This window comes from Bacillus sp. L381 (assembly GCF_030284525.1).
Lineage (GTDB): Bacteria > Bacillota > Bacilli > Bacillales > Bacillaceae > Bacillus > Bacillus amyloliquefaciens.
This window is the reverse complement of sequence record NZ_CP127224.1, coordinates 1,951,332-1,972,419: the sequence shown is the minus strand read 5'-3', so window position 1 is coordinate 1,972,419 and position 21,088 is coordinate 1,951,332. Positions and strand designations below refer to the sequence as shown.

The window sequence follows — 21,088 nt, the reverse complement described above, 5'->3', positions numbered from 1 at the left end:
TTTGACAAACAAATGGTTTCAGCCGAAGCGTCATTGGAAGGAGATTGAATTGTGGAAAGATGTGCCGGAAGAAAAGTGGAATGATTGGCTGTGGCAGCTGACCCATACTGTAAGAACCGTCGATGACTTGAAAAAAGTCATTCATTTGACTGAAGAGGAAGAAGAAGGCGTCAGAATGTCTGTAAAAACCATTCCCCTGAACATTACGCCTTATTATGCTTCTTTAATGGATCCCGACAACCCGAGATGTCCGATCCGCATGCAGTCCGTGCCTCTGTCAGAAGAAATGCACAAAACAAAATATGACCTTGAAGATCCGCTGTTTGAAGATGAAGACTCACCGGTGCCCGGCCTTACGCACCGCTATCCCGACCGCGTTCTTTTTCTGGTGACAAATCAATGCTCGATGTACTGCCGATACTGCACCCGCAGACGCTTTTCCGGACAAATCGGAATGGGTGTGCCGAAAAAACAGCTTGATGCGGCGATCGCTTATATCCGGGAAACGCCCGAAATACGTGACTGCCTGATTTCCGGCGGAGACGGGCTTTTAATTAATGATCAGATTCTGGAATATATTTTGAAAAACCTTCGTGACATTCCTCACCTTGAAATTATCCGGATCGGAACGAGAGCGCCCGTCGTTTTTCCGCAGCGGATAACGGATAACCTTTGTCAGATTTTGAAAAAATATCATCCGGTCTGGCTGAACACTCATTTTAATACGAGCATCGAACTGACGGAAGAATCGGTTGAGGCGTGTGAAAAGCTTGTCAATGCAGGTGTTCCGGTCGGTAACCAGGCCGTTATTTTAGCAGGTATTAATGATTCGGTGCCGATTATGAAAAAGCTCATGCATGATTTAGTGAAAATCCGCGTCCGCCCGTACTATATTTATCAATGTGATTTGTCGGAGGGGATCGGGCATTTCAGAGCGCCTGTATCAAAAGGTCTTGAGATCATCGAAGGACTGAGGGGACATACAACGGGCTTTGCCGTTCCGACTTTTGTCGTCGATGCCCCGGGCGGAGGCGGTAAAATCGCCCTGCAGCCGAACTACTTGCTCTCCCAGAGTCCGGAGAAAGTTGTGATCAGAAACTTTGAAGGGGTGATTACGTCTTATCCCGAACCGGAAAACTATATCCCGAATCAGGCCGACGACTATTTCGAATCTGTTTTTCCGGGAACGATGGCCAAACGCGAGCCGGTCGGACTAAGCGCTATTTTCGCGGACAAAGAGGTTTCTTTCACACCGGAAAATGTATCGAGAATCAACAGAAGGAAAGCGTTTACATCAAATCCTGAGCATGAAACGCTGAAAGACCGCAGGGAAAAGAGAGATGAATTGAAAGAAAAGAAATTTATAGCACAGCAAAAGAAAGAGCAAAAAGAAGAAACGGAAGTCGGAGGTGAGTCGCCGTGAAGCCATGCGAATGGTGCAGCAATCAAAAGGCGTCAGCTTGTCAGGCGACTGTATACTGGGAGCTTCCTGACGGTACGAGGGCTATAGAAATTACAGACACACCCGCGTTCGCCTGTTCATCCTGCGGCATGACTTATCAGGAAGAAGCGGTCATCGGCGAAATTGAAAATCAGCTTTTTTTAGTCGACGCAAAAAAATTACCGGAAACACTCACATATCAAGAGCTGATGCAGACAGAACGGATATTGAAACGGAATTATTTTGACTTCTCCTAGTTTTCTTTTGTTGTAATTTCACTCTTGAAATGTATAATAGTACAACAAAAGACAGTCATCAGGAGGGGAAACCCATGAAATCCTTTTACCACTATTTGATGAAATACAGGCACCCTAAGCCGAAGGACGCGATCAGCCAGTTTGCGAACCAGGCATACGAAGATCACGGTTTTCCGAAAACGTCAAGCGATTATCACGAGCTCAGTTCTTATTTAGAACTGAGCGCCGACTATTTGGAAACGATGTCGACATTTGATGAAGCTTGGGAAAAATATGAGACCGAAGTGCATCACGCCTGACGTAAAACCGCACATTGTGCGGTTTTTCTGTTGAAACCGCCCGCTGACTTAGAGAAGTGATCCGATTGTGAGGCGCAGAATGATCAAATCTCAAAAACGCACCGGCACGTCTTCCATTTCGGTCAGCACTGAAACGACGGCACGTATCATAATCAAGCTGTAAATGGTATATTTGAAGTGAAAAACGGTAAAATTACCGAAACCGCAAGCGGCAGAACGGCAGCTGTTTTATATTCCGGCGATATCACCGGACAGGTTTCTGCCAGCGGAGCCCTGTGTAAGGAGCTTCTATGGGAAATAATCATACAATCTAATGAAGTGAGGGGAATCGAATGATCCATCAGGTGGGGCAGATCATGCTGTACGTCAATAATCAGGATGAGGCACTGACGTTTTGGACGGAAAAAGCGGGATTTCATGTGGTTGCAAAAGAAGATAACGGACAAGGCATGAAGTGGATTGAAATTGCCCCTTCATTGAAAGCCGAAACGAGTTTTGTTCTTCATGATAAACAAACCATTGCAAAAATGCAGCCGGAATTAGAACTCCATACTCCTTCGATTATGTTTTTTACTGAAGATCTTGATCAGTTATATCAAGATTTTTTAAATCAGAATATCACAGTCGGCGATATTGTCGACATGCCTTCTGGCCGGGTATTTAACTTTGCCGATCATGAAAACAATTACTTTGCCGTTATGGAGAAAAAAACAAAAACCTCTTCAAAATAGGGGATCATGCATCATCTGAAACTATTTTTAACAGTACGTGAAAAACCGCACATGACTTGGTGCGGTTTTTTTTGACTTTTGAACATGCGCAGAAATGGATATTTCCTGTGGTTTTCATGCCCATGCGAAATAATGGCGGCCGGCATACGATAGCGTATGACAGTCCGCGGCAAGGGGGAGACAGCATGAAGCCAAATAAACCGAAATTTCAAGTGGGAGATATCGTGGTCGTCGTGATGTACGGAACCGTCGGCACCATTACGAAGGTTCATCAAATTGATAAACATTATCTTTACGAAGTCAATCATAATGAAGTGCTTTATTTCGAATCGTCTATCCAGCTTTATCAAGATTATGAGGGCGTGATCGTCGATATGGAAAAATTAGATATTGAATATGAATTTCTGATCGGCGACGTAGTATATGTAAAGGACTACGGAAAGGAATTATTCCGTGTCATCGGCCACAGAACTGAAATATGGAGATATTTAGAGGATGGCTGGGAGGACATTATTTATGAGCTGACTCGGCTGAAAGACGGAGAGTGGCTTGAAACGGAGGAAGAGGATCTCACGCTGGTTCTGAGAAAATATGAAATGGATCAGTTTGTGCATCAGCTGCTGTTTGTCCACTATGTTGGGGAAGCATCTCATGAGATCGGCGAGGATACCGCCGCGTCTGCTCTTCTTCAGTTTGAAGGCGATGCTGATGATCCCGATACACTGCATGTGCTGGCGGTATCGATCGTAGATGAGCTGCTTGATATTTATAACGATTATAAGATTCTTTATGAAATGTTCGGTGACGAAGAATATAAAGATATGATGAATTTTGTGCTGGAAAGCCTCGGGGAGCATTTCAGCTAGCCGGCAAAAAAACGGACGGTGACATATAAAAACCAGGGCAGACAGCCGGCAAAGATCACAAACGACATTCCTTTCAGCACTTTTTCCAATACGATATCAAATCCATCTCCGTCCAATAAAGCCATCATTTTCGTCATCATCTTTTCTCCCTCCGGGGCTTGTTTTTTTAAAAGTATATGAGCGGACAAAACGTTTAGAACTTTCGGGTATAATTTGAAGGGTTTTTTCATAAAACATAAAAAAGGAGGCGGTGTTTGCATGAAAGAAATAGATCTTGTGATTGACACAGAAGAGATAGCTGATTTTTTTTACAGCCAGCTTGCAATGCGCGGGTACATACCGAGTGAAGAGGAGATCTTTGAAATAGCCGACATCACCTTTGATTATTTATTAGAAAAATGTATGATAGACGAAGAGCTTGATGAAGACTGAAACTGCGGAACCGAAGTGAAAAAAGCTTCGGTTTTTTAGGTCGGCTCGGGAGAATGATAAATGGGGGGAAAACGTTGTACAAGCCAGCAAGTCTTTTCGCATTGTTTATTCTGCTCGCAGCAGCGATCCGGATAGAAGCCGTTCAGGCTTTTGATGAGCGGGTGATAGAAGCGGCGGTCAGGATCAGGGCTGCCTGGCTGAATGAATTGATGTTATGGATAACGGAGCTCGGCACGACCGCGGTGCTTTTGCCGCTTCTTCTTTTGACAGGCGCGGCCCTGTATATGTACAAAAAAACGCCGGATGTTGTTTTTTTGCCGCTTCTCTTTCTCATTGAACGAATTGTAAACATTAAAATAAAAGAATTGATTGAAAGAGCCAGACCCGCTTTTGAACCGCTCGTCCATGAAACCTCATACAGCTTTCCGAGCGGCCACTCCATGAATGCGGCAGTGGTATATCCTGTCATCGCCTGGTTTTTGATCAAGCATGTTCCTTTTTTTACGAAAAGAAAGCGGGCTGTCTCCGTCTTTACCGGAGGTCTCGTCCTCTTAATCGGGCTCAGCAGAATTTATTTGGGTGCGCATTTTCCGACGGATGTCCTTGCGGGATTCAGTCTCGGATTATGCCTCGTCTCGCTTTTTGCGCTCTTTGACGAAAAGTATCACCCGTTTCGACAAAAATAGAGACAGGAAAAATGAGAAAAAACGCTAATACTATTAAGAAATAAGAGGGAGGGATCTTGATGCTGTTATCGCTGCCCGTGTTTAAAAAAAAGACTTGTGCCTATGATGTGACGATTTTTCAAACACCCCGCTACGGCGAGAAAAAGGGATACAGGGTCGTCTATCGGACAGAGCTGGCCGCTGACAATCATCAAGACGCACTGGAAAGGGCATTTTCTGTTTTTAATGTGCCTGATACGGTTCCAAACGACTATCAAGCCAGATTCATAGCGACCGGAGATGTCATACTCATAGACGAAGGAAGAAAAGGAAAGACCTATTACAGGCTTAACCCTGCGGGATGGAGCAAAATTAACCGTCTGCTCGTCCAGCCGAGGTAAAACGGGGCCGGCTGAAAGTTCAGCCGGCTTCCGTTTTGTCTTCGAAGGCAGTTTTAAGGCTTCCGTTTTGTCTTCGAAGGCAGTTTTAAGGCTTCCGTTTTGTCTTCGAAGGCAGTTTTAAGGCTTGCGTTTAGCGGCGGAATGCTCTTTTCCGTGCGCTTCGTCAGCCGCAATCACGTCTGAAACGGGTACATGATTGTTCTTTTTCTGTCCGGTCACCCGGTTGCGCTGTTTTTTACCCATTGTGCTCACTCCTTTTTCTTAGGCTTGTCTTCCCGCCATATTCTGCCCAAGATCGCCCTGATCAATGCTGATGATTGTCTCTTACCGTTATTCAGTGTACAATGGGTGGGAGTTTGAATAGGCAGGAGGAAAAGGAAATGAGTGTACATATAAACGCAGAAAAAGGTCAGATTGCGGATACAGTGCTTTTGCCGGGAGATCCGCTGAGAGCGAAATTTATTGCGGAAACGTATCTTGAAAATGTGGAATGTTATAATGAAGTCAGAGGAATGTACGGATTTACGGGTACATTTAACGGCAAAAAAGTATCAGTGCAAGGCACCGGCATGGGTGTTCCGTCTATCTCTATCTATGTGAATGAACTGATTCAAAGCTATGATGTTCAAAACTTAATCAGAGTCGGTTCATGCGGAGCCATCCGTAATGACGTGAAGGTGCGTGACGTGATTTTAGCGATGACGTCTTCAACGGATTCACAGATGAACCGTGTCGCCTTCGGAAGTGTAGATTATGCTCCTTGCGCAGACTTCGAACTGCTTCATAAAGCGTATCAGGAAGCGCAAAAAAACAATCTTCCTGTAGCGGTCGGAAGCGTATTCACCGCCGATCAGTTTTACAATGAAGACTCTCAAATCGAAAAGCTTGCCAGATACGGCGTTCTCGGCGTAGAAATGGAAACGACTGCTTTATACACGCTTGCCGCAAAATACGGCAAAAAAGCGCTGTCTATCCTGACTGTAAGCGATCACGTGCTAACTGGAGAAGAGACAACGGCAGAAGAGCGTCAAACAACTTTTCATGATATGATAAAATTGGCGCTGCATACTGTATCGTAAACTTGGGATGAGGGTCATGCTGATAAAAGCAGCCCTCTTCTTTATGCATCGCCCTGATTCAAAAATAGAAAGGTAAGGGTAAAATGAAGAAATCCACTAAATGGTTCTCGCTCGCTGCTGCTCTCAGCGTAACTGCAATCGTGGGAACCGGCTGCAGCATTTCAGGCGGCGACAGCCATAAGGACACAAAAACAGCAGCCGAAACAAAACAATCAGATGACACATCTAGCAAAAAAACAACGAAGTCAGAAGACAGCGAATTTGTATTGGAGAGCAAATATTTTAATGATGTTAAAGAAGTGAACGGGCTTGAGACCATTCAAAACCCGGCAAATACACTTGCGCTCGTGAATAAGACATACACGCTGCCGGGAGATTATAAACCGAATGATCTCGTCATCCCGAAAGTTGAATTTTCTTTCACTGAGAAAATCGAGAAACGATATATCCGCAAACCTGCCGCCGATGCTTTGGCAGAACTATTCAAGGCGGGGAAAAAAGAAGGCTATGATCTTGTTGCCGTTTCAGGATACCGCTCATATGACAGACAGAAAGTGATTTTCGATAATGAAGTCAGTCTGAAAGGTGAAAAGAAGGCGAAAGAAGCAGTTGCATACCCGGGACAAAGCGAACACCAGACGGGGCTTGCCATGGACATTTCCAGCAAAAGCAACGGATATGAGCTGAACGAAGCGTTCGGAAACACGGCAGACGGCAAATGGGTAAAAGACCATGCGTATGAATACGGCTTTATCATCCGCTATCCTAAAGGCAAAGAAAATGTGACAAAGTATGAGTATGAGCCATGGCATTTGCGTTATGTAGGCAAAAAAGCCGCAAAAGCCATCCATGACCATCAATTAACACTTGAAGAATACTTTAATGAAGTAAAGAAAGTGTAATAAGAAAAAGCCCGCTTGAAAAACAGAAAGCGGGCTTTCTTTTATTACCAGAAAAGTAAACCTCCAAGCGCAAATCCGGTAATTAAACCAAGGCCGATACCGTAGGCTGCTCCCCAGCCTCCCCAGCCCCAATATCCGAACCCGTACCCTCTGTGACGGCCGCCGACAGGGGCGATATACACTTTGCTGTTTGTCACCCGCACGATTCTTCCGACATGCACTCTGCCGTTTCGTTCTGTAATTCTTGCTACTTTTCCTTGGTGCTGTCGGCAAATATGATAATAGTTTTGCATCTTTTCTCCTCCTATCTAACCTATCTTTCTATGTCAGCTTATGATAGAGTGCCATAAAAAGGTTGGACGAAAACAGGAGGACAACTGCCGATTTACTTGTAAGCGACAAAAGCGCAGTGTCCCATATGTTCACTGTACGTCTGCATAAGTTCGTAATGAGCCGTCAGCGTATCGTAGTGGACAGGCCCGATGACGGGCGACAAATCCATTTCTGTAGTGGGATCCTGCGCATTGTTTTCATAGAAAGCGGGAATGAAATCAGCTTTTTGAAAGCCTTGCTGAAGCAATCTCTGCTTCCATGCCGCTTCATCTTGCAATACGGTAAAACCGTAGAAGTCTTTTATCTGCGTAATAGCGTTTTTCGGCAGGGGTTTTTTTAAAGCTGCTTCAATGCCGATCAGCATGCCCCCGGGTTTAAGGACCCTCAGTATTTCAGAGAGCGATGAATCAAGATTGGAAAAAGTGAGAACTGATTCAGAAAGAACGGCAGAGAATTGATTTTCCGCAAACGGAAGCCGCTCAAGCTCCGCCAAATAGACCGGAATGGTTAAGTCTTCAGCGGCAAATCGCTTTGCTGCTTTTTCAAGCATGAGGGGGTCCTTATCGACACAGGTGACGGGATACATCAGATGGCTGAGATAAGCGGCTGTCTGTCCCGTTCCGCAGCCGGCGTCAAGGATCGGCTCGCCAGGAGGAGGGGCCGCTTTTGTGAGAACGGATTTAGAAAAAGCGAGCCCGCCGGGGTGGGCTCCTCCGACTCCGAATAAGGACAGCATTTCTAAATATTTGCTCAAAGTCCGAATCCTCCTTTCTTCCTCAGCATATGTTGAGAGAAAAGCATAGGTTTGGGTATACGGGAAAGAAGGGCGCTTCACGTTTGAAGTTGACGAATGAGCGTTCGTCTATGATAATAATGTAAGAATAAAAAGGTGGTGTTTTCTTGAAGCGGCAATTTAAACTGTTTTTTATCATATTGATCACTGCGGTCGCAGCCTCGGCGCTTACGCTGTTTATCACGGGCAATACGACCATTTTAGGACAAGGCTCGGCTGCTTTGACGAACAGTAAATTTGAGAAATTCAATAAAGCCTACGAGCAGATTAAAAGTGATTACTACCAAAAAACAGATGACAGCAAATTAGTAGACGGAGCGATAAAAGGCATGATCAGTTCCTTGGATGATCCGTATTCTTCTTATATGGATCCGCAGGAAGGAAAGTCGTTTGGAGAAACCATTTCCGCTTCGTTTGAAGGAATCGGCGCACAAGTGGAAGAAAAGGACGGCAGCATCCTGATCGTATCACCGATCAAAGGGTCGCCTGCGGAAAAAGCGGGAATTAAACCGAATGACCAGATCTTGAAAGTGGACGGTAAAAGCGTCAAAGGCCTTAATGTAAACGAAGCCGTCGCGTTAATCCGCGGCAAAAAGGGAACAAACGTCAAACTCGTGCTGCACAGAGCGGGTGTCGGCGATCTGAACCTGTCGATCAAACGTGACACCATTCCGGTCGAAACGGTGTACTCTGAAATGAAAAAAGGCGGCATCGGCGAGATCCAAATTACATCCTTCTCCGAATCGACGGCAAAAGAGCTGAATTCGGCCATTGACAGCCTCGAAAAACAAGGGGCGAAAGGGTATATTCTGGATTTAAGAGGCAACCCGGGCGGACTGATGGATGAAGCCATCAAAATGAGCAACATGTTTATCGATAAAGGAAAAAATATCATGCAGGTTGAATATAAAGACGGCACGAAAGAGGTCATGAAAGCGACGAAAGAACGCAAAGTGACAAAACCGACAGTCGTTCTCGTCAATGACGGCACCGCGAGCGCCGCGGAAATCATGTCGGCTGCGCTGCATGAATCATCGGGCATCCCGCTGATCGGCGAGAAAACGTTCGGAAAAGGGACCGTGCAGACGGCAAAAGATTACAGTGACGGATCCACCGTTAAACTGACAATCGCAAAATGGCTGACAGCGGACGGAGAATGGATTCATAAAAAAGGCATCAAACCGCAATATCAAGTCAAGCTTCCTGATTATGCAAACCTGCCTTATTTAGATGCGGAAAAAACGTATCAATACGGAGATTCCGGAACGACCGTCACAAATGCGCAAAAAATGCTAAAGGCGCTGGGATACAGCGTAAATGTAAACGGCACGTATGATAAAGCATTTGAACAAGCCGTCAAACAATTCCAAGCAAAAGAGAAACTGAAAGAAACAGGCATTTTAACGGGAGACACAACGGCAAAATTGATGACGGACCTGCAAAAACAGCTTGCAGACAACGATACACAAATGAAAAAAGCCGTTGAAACATTAAATAAGAACATGAAGAAGTAAAAAAACACCCAGTGCGTCTTGCGCATTGGGTGTTTTCTGTTAAAGCACCACGGCTTACCTCGTTTCCTGTTCAAATAGGTGGCTGTTCGCCTGGATGAAAAACTGTGATTGTTCGTAGTGATAGGTGACTTTTGAAAAGTCAAACGGCTGGCCGTTGGTTAAATGAAAAATCGTTTCAACGCAAAGCTTAGGCGCTCCTGTAAACAGCCCTAAGTACTCCGCTTCTTCCTCATTTAACATCCCCGCGTACAGGTATAAATCTGAAAAACCGCGCTTCAATCCGAGACCATCCCTAATATAATCAAAAATCGAATCTGACACGATCTCTTTATTCAAATACGTAATAATCGATTTGTTATAAAATGACTCCTCGATACATAATGTCTTCCCGTCAATATACCGGATTCGTTTGACATAATACACGTCGCCGTCAGACGGCATATTCAGATTTTGCGCAGCCTCAGGCGTAGGCTTTCTCACTTCCAGCGCTAATAATGTTGAGGTGACATTAAAATCTTCAAGTGATTCTTTAAATCCCTGATTAGAAAGCAGGCTGATATACCCTTTTCTTTTATTCCGTCTAACAAAAATGCCGCTTCCTCTCACTTGAAACACAATCCCCTTTTTTTCTAATAAATCCAAGGACTTGGTGATCGTGCTTTTGCTCACGTTAAACTGAGTCATTAAAGTTTGCAGCACAGGCAGTTTATCCCCTTGCTGAAGCTGATGCTCTTCTATGTATTTTTCAATATCCATCGCGATTTGCTGGTATTTTAACATATACATTCCTCATTTATTTATTGTCCCGCTATTTCAGAATTATAGCATATTCGTTTTTAAAAGCCATTTCGCAAAATAAGTATAACTGTTTATGTATTGATAAATTGTACCGGTACAATTATAATGTGAGTGTATAATATGAAAAGTAAAGGATTGAATTCTTTCAAACTTGCAAAGCGGATGTTTGAAGCTGCCGCGGCGGACTATTCGGCATGACAAGCGGCGGTCAAATAAAGGAGGATATGAACGATGGGAACATTGCCAAAAGACTTTTTATGGGGAGGCGCTCTAGCCGCCCATCAATTTGAAGGGGGATGGAACAAAGGCGGCAAAGGGCCGAGTGTAGTGGACGTCATGACGGCAGGCGCGCATGGTGTGCCCCGAAAAATAACAGATACAATTGAAGAGCGGGAATTTTACCCGAATCATGAAGCTATAGATTTTTATCATCGTTATAAAGAGGACATCGCATTATTCAGCGAGCTGGGTCTAAAATGTTTAAGAACGTCCATCGGCTGGAGCAGAATTTTTCCTAAAGGTGATGAAACGGAGCCTAACGAGGAAGGACTGGCTTTTTACGACCGGGTGTTTGACGAATTGCTGAAGCATGGGATTGAACCGGTTATCACGTTGTCACATTTTGAAATGCCGCTGCATATCGCAAGGGAATACGGCGGATTCAGAAACAGAAAAACTGTCGGATTTTTTGTAAAATTCGCTGAAGTGTGTTTTGAACGATACAAACATAAAGTGAAGTATTGGATGACGTTTAACGAAATCAACAACAAGATGGATGTGAATAATCCGATCTTTTTATGGACGAATTCAGGTGTCGCCGTCAAAGAAAACGAAAACGCAAAAGAAGTCATGTATCAGGCCGGCCATCACGAACTCCTTGCAAGCGCACTGGCTGTTTCGAAGGGAAAAGAAATCAACCCCGATTTCAGAATCGGCGCGATGGTGTCACATGTTCCGATTTATCCGTACTCTTCCAACCCGGACGATGTGATGCTGGCTGAAGAAACGATGAGACAGCGTTTTTTCTTCCCGGATGTGCAGGTTCGCGGATATTATCCAAGGTATGCGTTAAAAGAGTTTGAAAGAGAAGGCTATCAGATACACTTTGAAGACGGTGATGAAGAGATTTTGAAAAACGGCACGGTGGACTATCTTGGATTCAGCTATTACATGTCCACAACCGTAAAAAGTGATGTGTTAAACGATAATACCGGGGATGTCGTAAACGGAGGATTGCCAAACGGCGTGGAAAACCCCTATATTACAGCGAGTGATTGGGGCTGGGCGATTGACCCGACCGGTTTACGGTACACATTAAACCGTTTATACGACCGCTACCAGATTCCGTTATTTATCGTGGAAAACGGATTCGGCGCCATTGATACGGTAGAAGAGGATGGTTCCATTCATGACACGGCGAGAATTGAATATTTAGCGTCACATATAAAAGCTTTGGAAAAAGCAGTCACATATGATGGTGTGGATGTAATGGGCTATACACCGTGGGGAATCATCGATATCGTATCATTTACAACCGGAGAAATGAAAAAACGCTACGGCATGATTTATGTTGACCGGGATAATGAAGGCAGCGGGTCAATGAAGCGGTTTAAGAAAGACTCATTTGAATGGTATAAAAAAGTGATTGAAACAAACGGCTCATATATATCCTAAAGGTGTATGTTAAAAGAGAAGGCTTCACGACCGTGTGAAGCTGTCTTTTTATCAGTATATTTGAAAGCGTATTCATTTTGGCGGAAAGGAGGTGACTGTCCTGATTTTCATTCTGAATCGTTTATAAAACCCAGGAAGGAGATGATGAGGTAATGTTTTTTAAAAAAGGTCTGTACATGACGCTGGCTTTTCTTTTGCTTTCTTTTTTATTATCAGGCAGCATGGAAACCGAAGTATATGCGGCTGATCGGAAAGCTCCTGACAAAAACAAAGTAAGGGTGTGGTACAGCTCGGAAAAAGATCCTGCTTCCCGTACATGGTATGACGGTCCTAAAGAAGTGAAATACACCTTAGATGAACAAACACCCCTGACTTTGACAAAAAAGAAGGCTTCTGACTCCACTGCCGTGTATATTGATCCGTCGCACCGCTATCAAAGTGTGTTAGGCATAGGGTCATCTCTGGAAGAATCCACTATCTATAATTTATCGAAAATGTCGCCCGGAAAAAGAAAAGAAGTGTTGAAAAAACTGGTTGATCCCAATGTAGGCATCGGCATGGACGTCATGCGCATAACGATTGGGACATCAGATTTTACGGCCCAGGAATTTTATACGTATGACGATATGCCTGAAGGCCAAATAGATCCTAAGCTCAGACATTTCTCGATCCAAAAGGATATTGATTTACACATTACAGCAACCATCAAGGAAGCGCTGGCGATAAATCCGAAGCTGAACATTATTGCCTCGCCGTGGAGCCCGCCCGCATGGATGAAAACGAATGAAAATCTCAAGCGAGGAAAGCTGAAAGATAAATATATCAGCGAGCTGGCCGTTTATTTCCGCAAATTTATTGAAGCGTACGAAAAGCAAGGGATCCCGATTTATGCGATGACTCTTCAAAATGAACCTTTGCTGGAAATTGACTATCCGAGCATGTATATGCCGCCGTCTCAGCAGCGCAAACTGGCGCAGGCCTTAAAAAAAGAAATGAAAAAACATTTAATTGACACGAAAATTTGGGTTTATGATCACAATGCAAGCGGGGCATGGAACTATATTCCGCCGATTTTAGATGATAAAAAAGGAAACCAGGCGGCAGACGGCATTGCTTTTCATGATTATGACGGAGACCTTTCCGTCATGTCGGAAATCGGAAGGCGATATCCCGATAAATCTATTCACTTAACGGAGCGGTCTGTCTGGGGGACAGAAGGAGCGGACAGGATCGCACAGTATTTCCGCAACGGCGCGTCCAGCTATAATGCGTGGGTGACGATGCTTGACAGTCAAATTAAGACGCATCATTGGATAGGCACCCCGGATCCGACGCTGTTTATTCAGGACGCTAAGAATCCTGACCGCTATTGGAATATCCCGATTTATCATATGACAGGTAACTTTTCAAAATTTGTCGATCGCGGAGCAAAACGGATAGAAAGTAATTACGGCTCCAAAAACACAGTTTCGAATGTATCGTTTCTTAATCTTGATCAATCCATTGTAACAGTCGTGATCAACCAGACATCTACGGAGCAAAAATTCCATGTCGTTTCAGAGGATCGGCAGTTCGAAGCCGTTATCCCGGCTAAAACCGTTGCTACCTACAAATGGCAGCACAAAAAGTAAAAAAGCCGGCACATTTACGTGCCGGCTTCTTTCTGTTAAGCGCCTTTTTGATTCAGTTTGTCAGAGGGCGATTTTCCGAATAAACCGTCTTTGACAGCGTTTGAAGCCGCTTTTTTTACAAAAAACGGGTTCAGGATGATAACGGCTGCCATGTTAGCAGTCAAACCCCAGAAGCCTTCATAAACACCGTGGGCGGATTGGGTGATGTTTACGGTGAATGTCACAATAAGACCGACGAGAAGTCCGATGATGGTTGCTTCCTTCGTCTGATTTTTCCAAAAAAGACTGACGGCGATAGCCGGAAAAATCTGAACCATGCCGGAAACACCGAGAAGCTGAAGCGTAACGAGCGCCGTCGGGAACAGCATGCCAAATAATAGCGCGAGCCCGATGACGACAAATACCATTGAACGGGTGATGATCGTCAGCTTGTTTTGTGATACGTTCGGATGAATCAAATCCCGATATAAGTTATTCGCAAATAAGTTTGATGCCCCGATCGCCATAATAGAGCAGGGAATCAAAGACGCAAGGGCGATCGTGGAATAAGCAAAGCCCTGCGCGACCCCGCCGTATGACGTTTGAATCAGCTTCAATAAAGCGAGCCGCGGATTAGTATCTTCCGGCAGGACAAGAAACGCGATAAACCCGAGAAAAATAACAAGAATCAAAACAATATTATAAAGCGGCAGAAACATGCTGTTCTTGCGGACGGCATCTGCGCTTTTTGCCGTGAATACGCCAGTCGCTGCATGAGCCCACATAAAGAGCGCCAGCGCAGATACGATGGAAGCGGTGATAAACCAAGGAATTCCTTTCGGCCCCGTGGTAGGAATCGTCAGCATTTGCGGCGCTTTTTCCGCCAAGGTGTCAATCATCGGCGCCCAGCCGTGAAAATGAATCAGCGGGAGTGACACGACCATAAACAGCATAATCACCCACACCAGGATGTCTTTAATAATAGCCGTAAACGTCGGCCCTTTAATTCCGCTGAAAAAGGTATACAGCGCTACAAGCATAAAGGAAATGATAACGACCATATTGACATTAATGACACCCGTTCCGGCCACCTGAAGCGTATCCTGAATGCCGCTCAGCTGGAGACAGATATAAGGAATGAGCATAAGAACGCCGACAATGGCGACAAGACTTGCCAAAAGCTTACTGTCAAAGCGCTCACGTGCGTAATCGGCAAGCGTCGTTAATTTGTGGATTTTTGCCACTTTCCAAAGCTTAGGCAAAAAGAAATAAGCAATAAAATACGCCAAAACAGAATACGGGATTGCAAAAAAGGCAACACTTCCCCCTGTATAGGCGGTGCTTGTCAAGCCTAAAAACGTATAAGCCGTATAGAGGTCCGCACCGACTAAAAACCAGACGAGGAGACCCCCGAACCGTCTGCCGGCGACAGACCATTCCTCAACAGAAGTGCGTGATGATTTGTCTCTCCCAGCTATAAAGCCGATGCAGACAACAGTTAAAACGATGACGGCTGTAATGATCAATGCTGTTATATTTGCGGGCATCAGTCCAAACCTCCTTGTTTCTTCTGCAGCCTATAAATAAGAAACGAACATAAAGGAGTGACTGCGATCCATAAAAGCAGCCAGAAATGAAAAAAAGGCAGCCCGATAATGATCGGATGAACCCGATTAGCGGCTGACAGAAAGGCCAGCTGGCTGAAAGGGATTAAAATAAGAATGAAAATTAGTGCTTTTCTGACCATTTACTTTCCTCCTGAACCTTGATAATGCTCCTTATCATAGCAGTTGTCAGATAAGATCACAAGGTATTTTTCAGAAAAAAAAGAATTCTATAATTTTTTTAATTAAAACACTTTAGTTGCAACTTTATTCATATTAAATTAAAATAATTAATATCTTGAATTCAAGATATTTAGGAGTGAATACTATGAATACACTAGGATTGCACCATGTTACCGCATTTGCGAAAGATCCTGCTGAAAATCTTCGGTTTTATACTGAAGTATTGGGCTTGCGGCTCGTTAAAAAAACCGTTAATTTTGACGACCCGGCCACATATCATTTTTATTTCGGCAACCAAAACGGAGAACCGGGCACGATTATTACATTTTTCCCTTTTCAGGGAAGCCGCCCGGGAACCGTGGGAAAAGGGCAGGCCGGAAGAATTTATTTCTCTGTGCCGAAAGGAGCACTCCCGTTTTGGCAGCGCCGGCTTGAAGAAAACGGCGTATCTGTAATAGAGGAGACCATGCTGTCTGAACAAGTGCTCCTCTTTGATGATACAGAAGATCTGCCGCTTGCCATAATGGAAGATGAAAGAAGCGGACAGAGTGAATGGACCCCTTCGGGAATTACTGAGAAAGAAGCGATTACAGGCATGAGAGGTGTTCTTCTGTACTCGTACCGTCCTGAAGCAACCATTCAATTTCTGATGGAACGCTTCGGTTATTCCAAGACAGGAGAAGAAAATCAGATTGTCAGACTGCAATCGGAGGCACGGATCGGACATATCATAGATGTTGACCTTGCACCGAAAGAAGCAGGTATCGGCGGTTACGGGACAGTGCATCACGTCGCATTCCGCACCACCAAAAAAGAGCAGGCGGAATGGAAGGATATTCTTGCTGATTCCCATCTTGCTTCATCTGATATTCTTGACAGATCTTACTTTACATCAATCTATTTCAGAGAAAGCGGCGGCATTTTATTTGAAATGGCAACCGATGAACCAGGCTTTATGACGGATGAATCCTTTGAAAATCTCGGAACAGAGCTGAAGCTTCCGGAATGGCTGGAAGAGCACCGCAGTCAAATTACCGCCATTCTTCCCAAAATGGTGAAAGGAGATTGATCTAATGAAACATGTGTTTGAACAGGGAACGTCAGAAAATGTCCTGCTGCTTTTGCACGGAACGGGGGGAAATGAACATGATCTCCTCTCACTCGGGCGTTTTATCGACCCGAATGCAAGTTTGCTCGGGGGCAGAGGATCAGTGCTTGAAAACGGCATGCCCCGTTTTTTTAAACGGCTGAAAGAAGGCGTATTTGACGAGAAAGATTTAATTGAACGGACGGAAGAATTAAAGAATTTTATCGATGAAGCGGCGCAAATGTACGGATTTAGCAGAGAAAACGTGATTGCTGCCGGCTATTCAAACGGCGCCAACATTGCAGCGAGTCTTTTGTTTCATTACAAAGACGTACTGAAAGGAGCGATTCTGCATCATCCCATGGTGCCGATTCGCGGAGTGAAGCTCCCTGATATGGCAGGGCAGCCTGTTTTTATCGGGGCAGGAAAACGGGATCCGCTTTGTACAAAAGAAGAATCAGAGGAGCTTTATCAGTATCTGACAGATGCTGGTGCATCCGTTTCTCTCGTTTGGCAGGAGGGCGGCCATCAGCTCACACAGCAGGAAGCCGAGCAGGCACGAATTTGGTACAGTGAGCGATTCTTATAAAAAAAACCTTAGTCTGCATAAGCGGACTAAGGTTTTTTTCGGCTTACAGCCAAGTTGACACTTGTGATACAGGCAGCCGGTTGCTTTTGTGCGCCGGTTTAACGGCTTTACCGATTGAAATCAGCATGACGGGCACGAAACGTTCACTCACGTCGAATTCCTTAACGAATTGCTCTTTATTGAATCCGCCGATCGCGCAAGTGTCATATCCCTTTGCTTTAGCAGCAAGCATCAGCTGCATCGCTGCTAAAGAAGCGTTTAAAAATGCTGAATCACGGGCAAACTGTTCATTTTGGTATGCACCGTTAATCTGGCCTAACAGCGTCTGTTTAATCTCTTCTGTGATATTGCCTTGCTCAGCCAGTTCAGAATAAACTTCTTCACCATTTTCGTTTGCTTTTAAGTCGCCTAATACGGCAATGACTGCTGATGAATCAATAATCTGTTTTTGATTAAAAGCAACCGGAAGCAGGGCGGCTTTTGCTTCATCACTGTGGAATACTTGGAAATGCCAATGTTGAAGGTTCCAGGCAGATGGGGCTTGCGTCGTAATGTCCAGAAGTTCTGTTAATTCTTCTTTTGTAATGACCGCATCTTTATCGTATTCTTTAACGGATGCGCGTTCTTTTAAAACGTCTAATACGGATGTCATCATGTTTCCTCCTTCGGATAAACGTGTTATCATAATAGAAAAGTTAGAAGCTTACTAAATGTAACTCGGGAACTAATTTTAATGGATTACAGAAAACTTGTCAATTCATAGATGAAGGGATGAACTTACGTGGGATATACAATGTGTCCTAAAATGGAATCCGCTTTTTCGCTTTTGGGAAAGCGCTGGAACGGCCTTATTATTCATGTACTGATGGATGGGCCGAAACGTTTTAAAGATATGACCGAAACCATACCGACGATCAGCCAAAAAATGCTCGCGGAGCGGCTCAAAGAGCTGGAACAAAATGAAATCATCGAACGCCAGGTGCTGCCTGAAACACCTGTCAAAGTCATTTACAAGCTGACTGATAAAGGCATGGCCCTGCAAGCCGTTTTTCAGGAAATGCAAAAATGGGCAGACAGTTTTTGCGAGCCCGGGGCATCTGTCAAAGACGAAACATGCCATGAATAACAAAGGCTGCCCTGAGGCAGCCTTTTCTTCATAATATGATGTTCACTCTTTGTAAAAACAGTTGATATCAAAATTGTCCAGAAGGAAATGATTCCCCCGGAATATCATTTTGAAGATTCTTTCCTCAATACCACTGTTTCCGGTACAGCTGAAATGCTGTTTCAATGAAATGATCCGGCGTTGCAATAACACCAAATCTTACGTCATAGACTTCACTATAGCCGAACTCAAGCCCGCAGCAGGAGCAAATATCGAATGTCATTATAAAACAGGACTTTTCTTTAATCCTTTACTTCCGCATACCAAACAAGGATACATACAACTCACTAGCTAAGGCGGAGAGGCGTTTTACATACTTCCGGTTAAAAACTGAGCCTCCCCAAGCCCGAAGCTCCAGTCGGCGTTCCCGTTTTCTGTAATGGAAATCATGACGTCCTCGGGTGATATACCGCATTCTGTTTGAAGCTGTTCAGCCATCAGTTTATACAACGTTTCTTTTTGATGTTCGGTGCGGGCTTTGCTGACAATGCTGATGATGACAAGGTCTTTGCTTCTTTTGAATCCGAGCCCGGTATCTTCAAAGATGAGCTCATGGGGCGGATGCTGGTGGACGATCTGATAACGGTCTGTTACAGGGACGTTAAACGCTTTAACCATGGCGCCATGGGCGGTATCCAGTAATTTTTTTAATGCTGCATCATCCCGTCCCTCAATGACGTCAAAACGAAGTAATGGCATATTTTTTCCTCCTGATGGTTTTATATTGTCGCAGTTTGAGAAAAAAGTATAACAGTTAATCAAAACATATTCAAATTATAACCGTAACTTTATATATTGATGTAATGGTTGAGAGACCCATCGTTTTACAATCGCCCAATCAATTTTCTCGCTTTATGAATACCTTTAAGAATAGGCAGACATAAAGGAGGAAAAAACATGTACCCTCGTCATGCATTGTATCGCGGGAATTTCGGACCTGCCGGATTTCCGGCGAGAAGTCCTTTTTTGTTCGGCGCTCCTTTATTCGGCGGATTTTTAGGCGGTCTTCTCGGAGGCGTGATTGCCACAGGTTTTACGAGACCCCGGTATCCGTACGGTTTCGCCGGTTACGGATACGGAGGCGCCCCATACGGCGGTTTCGGTCCGGGAGTGGGCGGTTATCCGCCATTTTATTAAAGAAAAAACGGCCCATCGCGCGGGCCGTTTTTTTTTATCTTAAAATCTCCACTTCCGATAAATTGTAGTCTTCCTGTTTTGAAAACATGACTTCAATCATCCCGTCTTTATAGACTGCTTTTGTTCCTTTCCGTTTGACGAGGCTCGGAAGAACGATTTCTTTTTTTCCCTCCGCCAGACTGCTGTTCTCTACAACAAGGCTGTGTGACGTATGCTTGATCCTGATCCGGTCGAGTTCATCCTGTTCGGCGGGAATTTTCACAAAAACATGATCTGATGTTTCAAACAGGTCAATTTCCGGCTTGGGCGGTTCTGCTTCGACCGGCTCGGCTTTCTTCGACATCGGATCACGAAAAGGGAATTGCCCGGCATAATCGGCACCGAATACGCTTTCCATTACTCGGTTGACATAGGTCTCGACATCTTTCGGATCAGCATTTTTAAACGTTTCTTTCGAGAACTGATTTTGGAAGGGAAAATATCTGTTCCAATCAAACACGGCATCTCACCCTTTCTTAACGGACAACATAGTATATGCCCGCCGGAAGCTTCCCGTGATATAATATAATCTGTTTACAGAAAGGAAGGGGAAGGCCGTGCAAGGGAATACCGCAAGAAAAGGAATCATTTATACCGCTTGTTCTTTCGCCATGTGGGGGCTGTTTCCGGTCTATTGGAAACTACTTGAACATATACCCGCATTGGACATTTTAGCTCACCGGATTTTATGGTCGTTTGTCTTCATGTGCGTGCTTTTAACTGTGCTTAAAAAGTGGAAAATCGGATGGCGTGAACTGCGTCTTTTGAAATCTGAAGGGGGCCTGCTGGCGCTGTTTTTCGCTTCCGTTTTAATTTCCGTTAATTGGTTTGTGTACATATGGGCCGTCAATCACGGCTTTTTGCTTGAAACAAGTCTAGGGTACTATATTAATCCGCTCGTTTCCGTTCTTTTGGGCATCCTATTTTTAAAAGAAAAGCTTAACAGGATGCAAACGGCAGCCGTTTCTATTGCCGGGGCGGCCGTCATTATATCCGCGTTTCAGTATGGCGCGGTTCCTTATATCGCATTGCTGCTTGCATTCAGCTTCGGTCTTTACGGCTTATGCAAAAAAAGAACCCGCATGTCCAGCACGATCGGGCTGACGCTGGAGACGCTTCTGATTACTCCCGTTGCCCTTATTTATTTAGGTTATACAGCTGACGGGAGCACTTCAGGGGCTTTGGGGGCAGGAACATGGACGCTGCTTTTTTTCGCAGGCGTATTTACGGCCCTGCCGCTGTTAATGTTTGCGGAGGGGGCAAAGCGTCTGCCGCTGTATCAAGTCGGCATTTTGCAATATATATCGCCGACCATCACCCTTATGCTCGGTGTATTTGTGTATCATGAACCGTTTTCCGGTCAAAAAGCGTTTACCTTTATTTGTATATGGGCGGCATTGCTCTTATTTACCTTTTCACAGATAAAATGGAAACGGCCGTTAAAAAGCCGCTAAGCCTTTCGCTTTCCAGCGGAAGCGTAAATTATGTA

Annotated in this window: 29 protein-coding genes and 1 pseudogene; 19 read left to right on the top strand and 11 right to left on the bottom strand. The window is 44.6% G+C overall.

All coding sequences use genetic code 11. The features are described 5' to 3' along the window. Position 1 precedes the first annotated feature (1 nt). From kamA to yodN, 6 genes are all read left to right on the top strand, one after another. Positions 2–1,423, top strand: coding sequence for a lysine 2,3-aminomutase (kamA, locus tag QRX25_RS09620; RefSeq protein ID WP_014470283.1), 1,422 nt, complete (start codon positions 2–4; stop codon positions 1,421–1,423). After that, a complete protein-coding gene (locus QRX25_RS09615; RefSeq protein ID WP_065981693.1) occupies positions 1,420–1,698 on the top strand; it encodes a YokU family protein in 279 nt (92 codons plus the stop codon). Before kamA ends, QRX25_RS09615 begins: the two co-directional genes overlap by 4 nt. Before the next feature lie 74 nt (positions 1,699–1,772). Continuing rightward, entirely contained in the window at positions 1,773–1,997 is a 225-nt protein-coding gene (locus tag QRX25_RS09610; RefSeq protein WP_013352567.1) for a YozE family protein, read from the top strand. Between the two features lie 177 nt (positions 1,998–2,174). Further along, the gene (locus tag QRX25_RS09605; RefSeq protein ID WP_222891141.1) at positions 2,175–2,333 is read left to right on the top strand and encodes a hypothetical protein; all 159 of its coding nucleotides are present in this window, start codon (positions 2,175–2,177) and stop codon (positions 2,331–2,333) included. After that, on the top strand, positions 2,330–2,728 hold the full coding sequence (locus QRX25_RS09600; protein ID WP_212097941.1) for a VOC family protein: 399 nt from the start codon (positions 2,330–2,332) through the stop codon (positions 2,726–2,728). The genes QRX25_RS09605 and QRX25_RS09600 overlap by 4 nt, the downstream gene beginning before the upstream one ends. 185 nt (positions 2,729–2,913) lie before the next feature. Then, positions 2,914–3,594: a germination protein YodN gene (yodN, locus tag QRX25_RS09595; RefSeq protein ID WP_065981691.1), complete on the top strand. Its 681-nt coding sequence runs from the start codon at positions 2,914–2,916 to the stop codon at positions 3,592–3,594. Here yodN and QRX25_RS09590 read toward each other — a convergent pair. After that, positions 3,591–3,734 (bottom strand): hypothetical protein, encoded by a 144-nt coding sequence (locus QRX25_RS09590; RefSeq protein ID WP_012117771.1) that lies wholly within the window; start codon positions 3,732–3,734, stop codon positions 3,591–3,593. The genes yodN and QRX25_RS09590 overlap by 4 nt on opposite strands. 118 nt (positions 3,735–3,852) lie before the next feature. Between QRX25_RS09590 and QRX25_RS09585 the strand changes: the two genes are divergently transcribed. The 3 genes from QRX25_RS09585 (at position 3,853) to yodL (ending at position 5,092) form a co-directional block, all read left to right on the top strand. Continuing rightward, entirely contained in the window at positions 3,853–4,026 is a 174-nt protein-coding gene (locus QRX25_RS09585; RefSeq protein WP_013352563.1) for a YozD family protein, read from the top strand. 74 nt (positions 4,027–4,100) lie between these two features. Then, positions 4,101–4,712, top strand: a complete 612-nt coding sequence (locus QRX25_RS09580; protein ID WP_065981689.1) for a phosphatase PAP2 family protein — start codon at positions 4,101–4,103, stop codon at positions 4,710–4,712. Positions 4,713–4,771: 59 nt separating this feature from the next. After that, complete coding sequence (yodL, locus tag QRX25_RS09575) at positions 4,772–5,092, top strand: shape determination protein YodL (RefSeq protein ID WP_003153700.1); 321 nt, start codon at positions 4,772–4,774, stop codon at positions 5,090–5,092. Between the two features lie 117 nt (positions 5,093–5,209). On the opposite strand, the gene yoyE is transcribed toward yodL, so the two are convergent. Continuing rightward, entirely contained in the window at positions 5,210–5,335 is a 126-nt protein-coding gene (gene yoyE / locus QRX25_RS09570; protein ID WP_003153701.1) for a protein YoyE, read from the bottom strand. A 137-nt stretch (positions 5,336–5,472) separates the two neighbouring features. Here yoyE and deoD point away from each other — a divergent pair, with 137 nt between their 5' ends. Together deoD and QRX25_RS09560 are read left to right on the top strand one after the other, a co-directional pair. Continuing rightward, complete coding sequence (deoD, locus tag QRX25_RS09565) at positions 5,473–6,171, top strand: purine-nucleoside phosphorylase (RefSeq protein ID WP_014470285.1); 699 nt, start codon at positions 5,473–5,475, stop codon at positions 6,169–6,171. Positions 6,172–6,254: 83 nt separating this feature from the next. Beyond that, on the top strand, positions 6,255–7,073 hold the full coding sequence (locus QRX25_RS09560; protein ID WP_115997531.1) for a M15 family metallopeptidase: 819 nt from the start codon (positions 6,255–6,257) through the stop codon (positions 7,071–7,073). 44 nt (positions 7,074–7,117) lie between these two features. On the opposite strand, the gene QRX25_RS09555 is transcribed toward QRX25_RS09560, so the two are convergent. Further along, positions 7,118–7,366 (bottom strand): hypothetical protein, encoded by a 249-nt coding sequence (locus tag QRX25_RS09555; RefSeq protein ID WP_065981686.1) that lies wholly within the window; start codon positions 7,364–7,366, stop codon positions 7,118–7,120. A gap of 92 nt (positions 7,367–7,458) precedes the next feature. Beyond that, positions 7,459–8,160, bottom strand: coding sequence for a class I SAM-dependent methyltransferase (locus QRX25_RS09550; protein ID WP_115997530.1), 702 nt, complete (start codon positions 8,158–8,160; stop codon positions 7,459–7,461). A gap of 146 nt (positions 8,161–8,306) precedes the next feature. Between QRX25_RS09550 and ctpA the strand changes: the two genes are divergently transcribed. Further along, positions 8,307–9,713, top strand: a complete 1,407-nt coding sequence (gene ctpA, locus QRX25_RS09545; protein WP_065981684.1) for a carboxy-terminal processing protease CtpA — start codon at positions 8,307–8,309, stop codon at positions 9,711–9,713. A gap of 54 nt (positions 9,714–9,767) precedes the next feature. On the opposite strand, the gene QRX25_RS09540 is transcribed toward ctpA, so the two are convergent. After that, positions 9,768–10,493, bottom strand: a complete 726-nt coding sequence (locus QRX25_RS09540) for a GntR family transcriptional regulator (RefSeq protein ID WP_065981683.1) — start codon at positions 10,491–10,493, stop codon at positions 9,768–9,770. Positions 10,494–10,742: 249 nt separating this feature from the next. Here QRX25_RS09540 and bglA point away from each other — a divergent pair, with 249 nt between their 5' ends. Both bglA and QRX25_RS09530 read left to right on the top strand, forming a co-directional pair. Beyond that, a complete protein-coding gene (gene bglA, locus QRX25_RS09535; protein WP_212097937.1) occupies positions 10,743–12,185 on the top strand; it encodes a 6-phospho-beta-glucosidase in 1,443 nt (480 codons plus the stop codon). A 152-nt stretch (positions 12,186–12,337) separates the two neighbouring features. After that, positions 12,338–13,816 carry a glycoside hydrolase family 30 protein gene (locus QRX25_RS09530; protein WP_212097934.1) on the top strand — a complete coding sequence of 493 codons (1,479 nt, stop codon included), beginning with the start codon at positions 12,338–12,340 and terminating at the stop codon, positions 13,814–13,816. A 35-nt stretch (positions 13,817–13,851) separates the two neighbouring features. Here QRX25_RS09530 and QRX25_RS09525 read toward each other — a convergent pair whose 3' ends face one another. Both QRX25_RS09525 and QRX25_RS09520 read right to left on the bottom strand, forming a co-directional pair. After that, complete coding sequence (locus tag QRX25_RS09525) at positions 13,852–15,342, bottom strand: sodium:solute symporter family protein (RefSeq protein ID WP_212097931.1); 1,491 nt, start codon at positions 15,340–15,342, stop codon at positions 13,852–13,854. Then, a complete protein-coding gene (locus QRX25_RS09520; protein WP_065981679.1) occupies positions 15,342–15,542 on the bottom strand; it encodes a DUF3311 domain-containing protein in 201 nt (66 codons plus the stop codon). Before QRX25_RS09520 ends, QRX25_RS09525 begins: the two co-directional genes overlap by 1 nt. Before the next feature lie 185 nt (positions 15,543–15,727). On the opposite strand from QRX25_RS09520, the gene QRX25_RS09515 reads away from it, so the two are divergent. Then, positions 15,728–16,651, top strand: a complete 924-nt coding sequence (locus QRX25_RS09515; RefSeq protein WP_212097928.1) for a ring-cleaving dioxygenase — start codon at positions 15,728–15,730, stop codon at positions 16,649–16,651. A gap of 4 nt (positions 16,652–16,655) precedes the next feature. Next, entirely contained in the window at positions 16,656–17,258 is a 603-nt protein-coding gene (locus QRX25_RS09510; protein ID WP_212097925.1) for an alpha/beta hydrolase, read from the top strand. 43 nt (positions 17,259–17,301) lie between these two features. Here QRX25_RS09510 and QRX25_RS09505 read toward each other — a convergent pair whose 3' ends face one another. Next, entirely contained in the window at positions 17,302–17,910 is a 609-nt protein-coding gene (locus QRX25_RS09505) for a nitroreductase family protein (protein WP_014470290.1), read from the bottom strand. Between the two features lie 129 nt (positions 17,911–18,039). Between QRX25_RS09505 and yodB the strand changes: the two genes are divergently transcribed. After that, positions 18,040–18,384: a transcriptional regulator YodB gene (yodB, locus tag QRX25_RS09500; RefSeq protein ID WP_014470291.1), complete on the top strand. Its 345-nt coding sequence runs from the start codon at positions 18,040–18,042 to the stop codon at positions 18,382–18,384. Positions 18,385–18,514: 130 nt separating this feature from the next. Here yodB and QRX25_RS09495 read toward each other — a convergent pair. Then, positions 18,515–18,702: pseudogene (locus QRX25_RS09495) on the bottom strand (hypothetical protein); the annotation flags it as partial. A 30-nt stretch (positions 18,703–18,732) separates the two neighbouring features. After that, complete coding sequence (locus QRX25_RS09490; protein WP_212097922.1) at positions 18,733–19,122, bottom strand: tautomerase family protein; 390 nt, start codon at positions 19,120–19,122, stop codon at positions 18,733–18,735. 198 nt (positions 19,123–19,320) lie between these two features. On the opposite strand from QRX25_RS09490, the gene QRX25_RS09485 reads away from it, so the two are divergent. Next, a complete protein-coding gene (locus QRX25_RS09485; RefSeq protein ID WP_013352546.1) occupies positions 19,321–19,560 on the top strand; it encodes a hypothetical protein in 240 nt (79 codons plus the stop codon). A gap of 34 nt (positions 19,561–19,594) precedes the next feature. Here QRX25_RS09485 and QRX25_RS09480 read toward each other — a convergent pair whose 3' ends face one another. After that, positions 19,595–20,059, bottom strand: coding sequence for an Hsp20/alpha crystallin family protein (locus QRX25_RS09480; protein WP_212097919.1), 465 nt, complete (start codon positions 20,057–20,059; stop codon positions 19,595–19,597). A 97-nt stretch (positions 20,060–20,156) separates the two neighbouring features. On the opposite strand from QRX25_RS09480, the gene rarD reads away from it, so the two are divergent. Next, positions 20,157–21,053: an EamA family transporter RarD gene (gene rarD, locus QRX25_RS09475; protein WP_212097916.1), complete on the top strand. Its 897-nt coding sequence runs from the start codon at positions 20,157–20,159 to the stop codon at positions 21,051–21,053. Positions 21,054–21,088: the final 35 nt, after the last annotated feature.

Coding starts and splice junctions, on each gene's coding strand:
- QRX25_RS09610 (WP_013352567.1), top strand. CDS start 1,773: ATGAAATCCTTTTACCACTATTTGATGAAATACAGGCACCCTAAGCCG.
- QRX25_RS09600 (WP_212097941.1), top strand. CDS start 2,330: ATGATCCATCAGGTGGGGCAGATCATGCTGTACGTCAATAATCAGGAT.
- yodN (WP_065981691.1), top strand. CDS start 2,914: ATGAAGCCAAATAAACCGAAATTTCAAGTGGGAGATATCGTGGTCGTC.
- QRX25_RS09590 (WP_012117771.1), bottom strand. CDS start 3,734: ATGATGACGAAAATGATGGCTTTATTGGACGGAGATGGATTTGATATC.
- QRX25_RS09585 (WP_013352563.1), top strand. CDS start 3,853: ATGAAAGAAATAGATCTTGTGATTGACACAGAAGAGATAGCTGATTTT.
- yodL (WP_003153700.1), top strand. CDS start 4,772: ATGCTGTTATCGCTGCCCGTGTTTAAAAAAAAGACTTGTGCCTATGAT.
- yoyE (WP_003153701.1), bottom strand. CDS start 5,335: ATGGGTAAAAAACAGCGCAACCGGGTGACCGGACAGAAAAAGAACAAT.
- deoD (WP_014470285.1), top strand. CDS start 5,473: ATGAGTGTACATATAAACGCAGAAAAAGGTCAGATTGCGGATACAGTG.
- QRX25_RS09560 (WP_115997531.1), top strand. CDS start 6,255: ATGAAGAAATCCACTAAATGGTTCTCGCTCGCTGCTGCTCTCAGCGTA.
- QRX25_RS09555 (WP_065981686.1), bottom strand. CDS start 7,366: ATGCAAAACTATTATCATATTTGCCGACAGCACCAAGGAAAAGTAGCA.
- QRX25_RS09540 (WP_065981683.1), bottom strand. CDS start 10,493: ATGTTAAAATACCAGCAAATCGCGATGGATATTGAAAAATACATAGAA.
- bglA (WP_212097937.1), top strand. CDS start 10,743: ATGGGAACATTGCCAAAAGACTTTTTATGGGGAGGCGCTCTAGCCGCC.
- QRX25_RS09530 (WP_212097934.1), top strand. CDS start 12,338: ATGTTTTTTAAAAAAGGTCTGTACATGACGCTGGCTTTTCTTTTGCTT.
- QRX25_RS09525 (WP_212097931.1), bottom strand. CDS start 15,342: ATGCCCGCAAATATAACAGCATTGATCATTACAGCCGTCATCGTTTTA.
- QRX25_RS09520 (WP_065981679.1), bottom strand. CDS start 15,542: ATGGTCAGAAAAGCACTAATTTTCATTCTTATTTTAATCCCTTTCAGC.
- QRX25_RS09515 (WP_212097928.1), top strand. CDS start 15,728: ATGAATACACTAGGATTGCACCATGTTACCGCATTTGCGAAAGATCCT.
- QRX25_RS09510 (WP_212097925.1), top strand. CDS start 16,656: ATGAAACATGTGTTTGAACAGGGAACGTCAGAAAATGTCCTGCTGCTT.
- QRX25_RS09505 (WP_014470290.1), bottom strand. CDS start 17,910: ATGACATCCGTATTAGACGTTTTAAAAGAACGCGCATCCGTTAAAGAA.
- QRX25_RS09490 (WP_212097922.1), bottom strand. CDS start 19,122: ATGCCATTACTTCGTTTTGACGTCATTGAGGGACGGGATGATGCAGCA.
- QRX25_RS09485 (WP_013352546.1), top strand. CDS start 19,321: ATGTACCCTCGTCATGCATTGTATCGCGGGAATTTCGGACCTGCCGGA.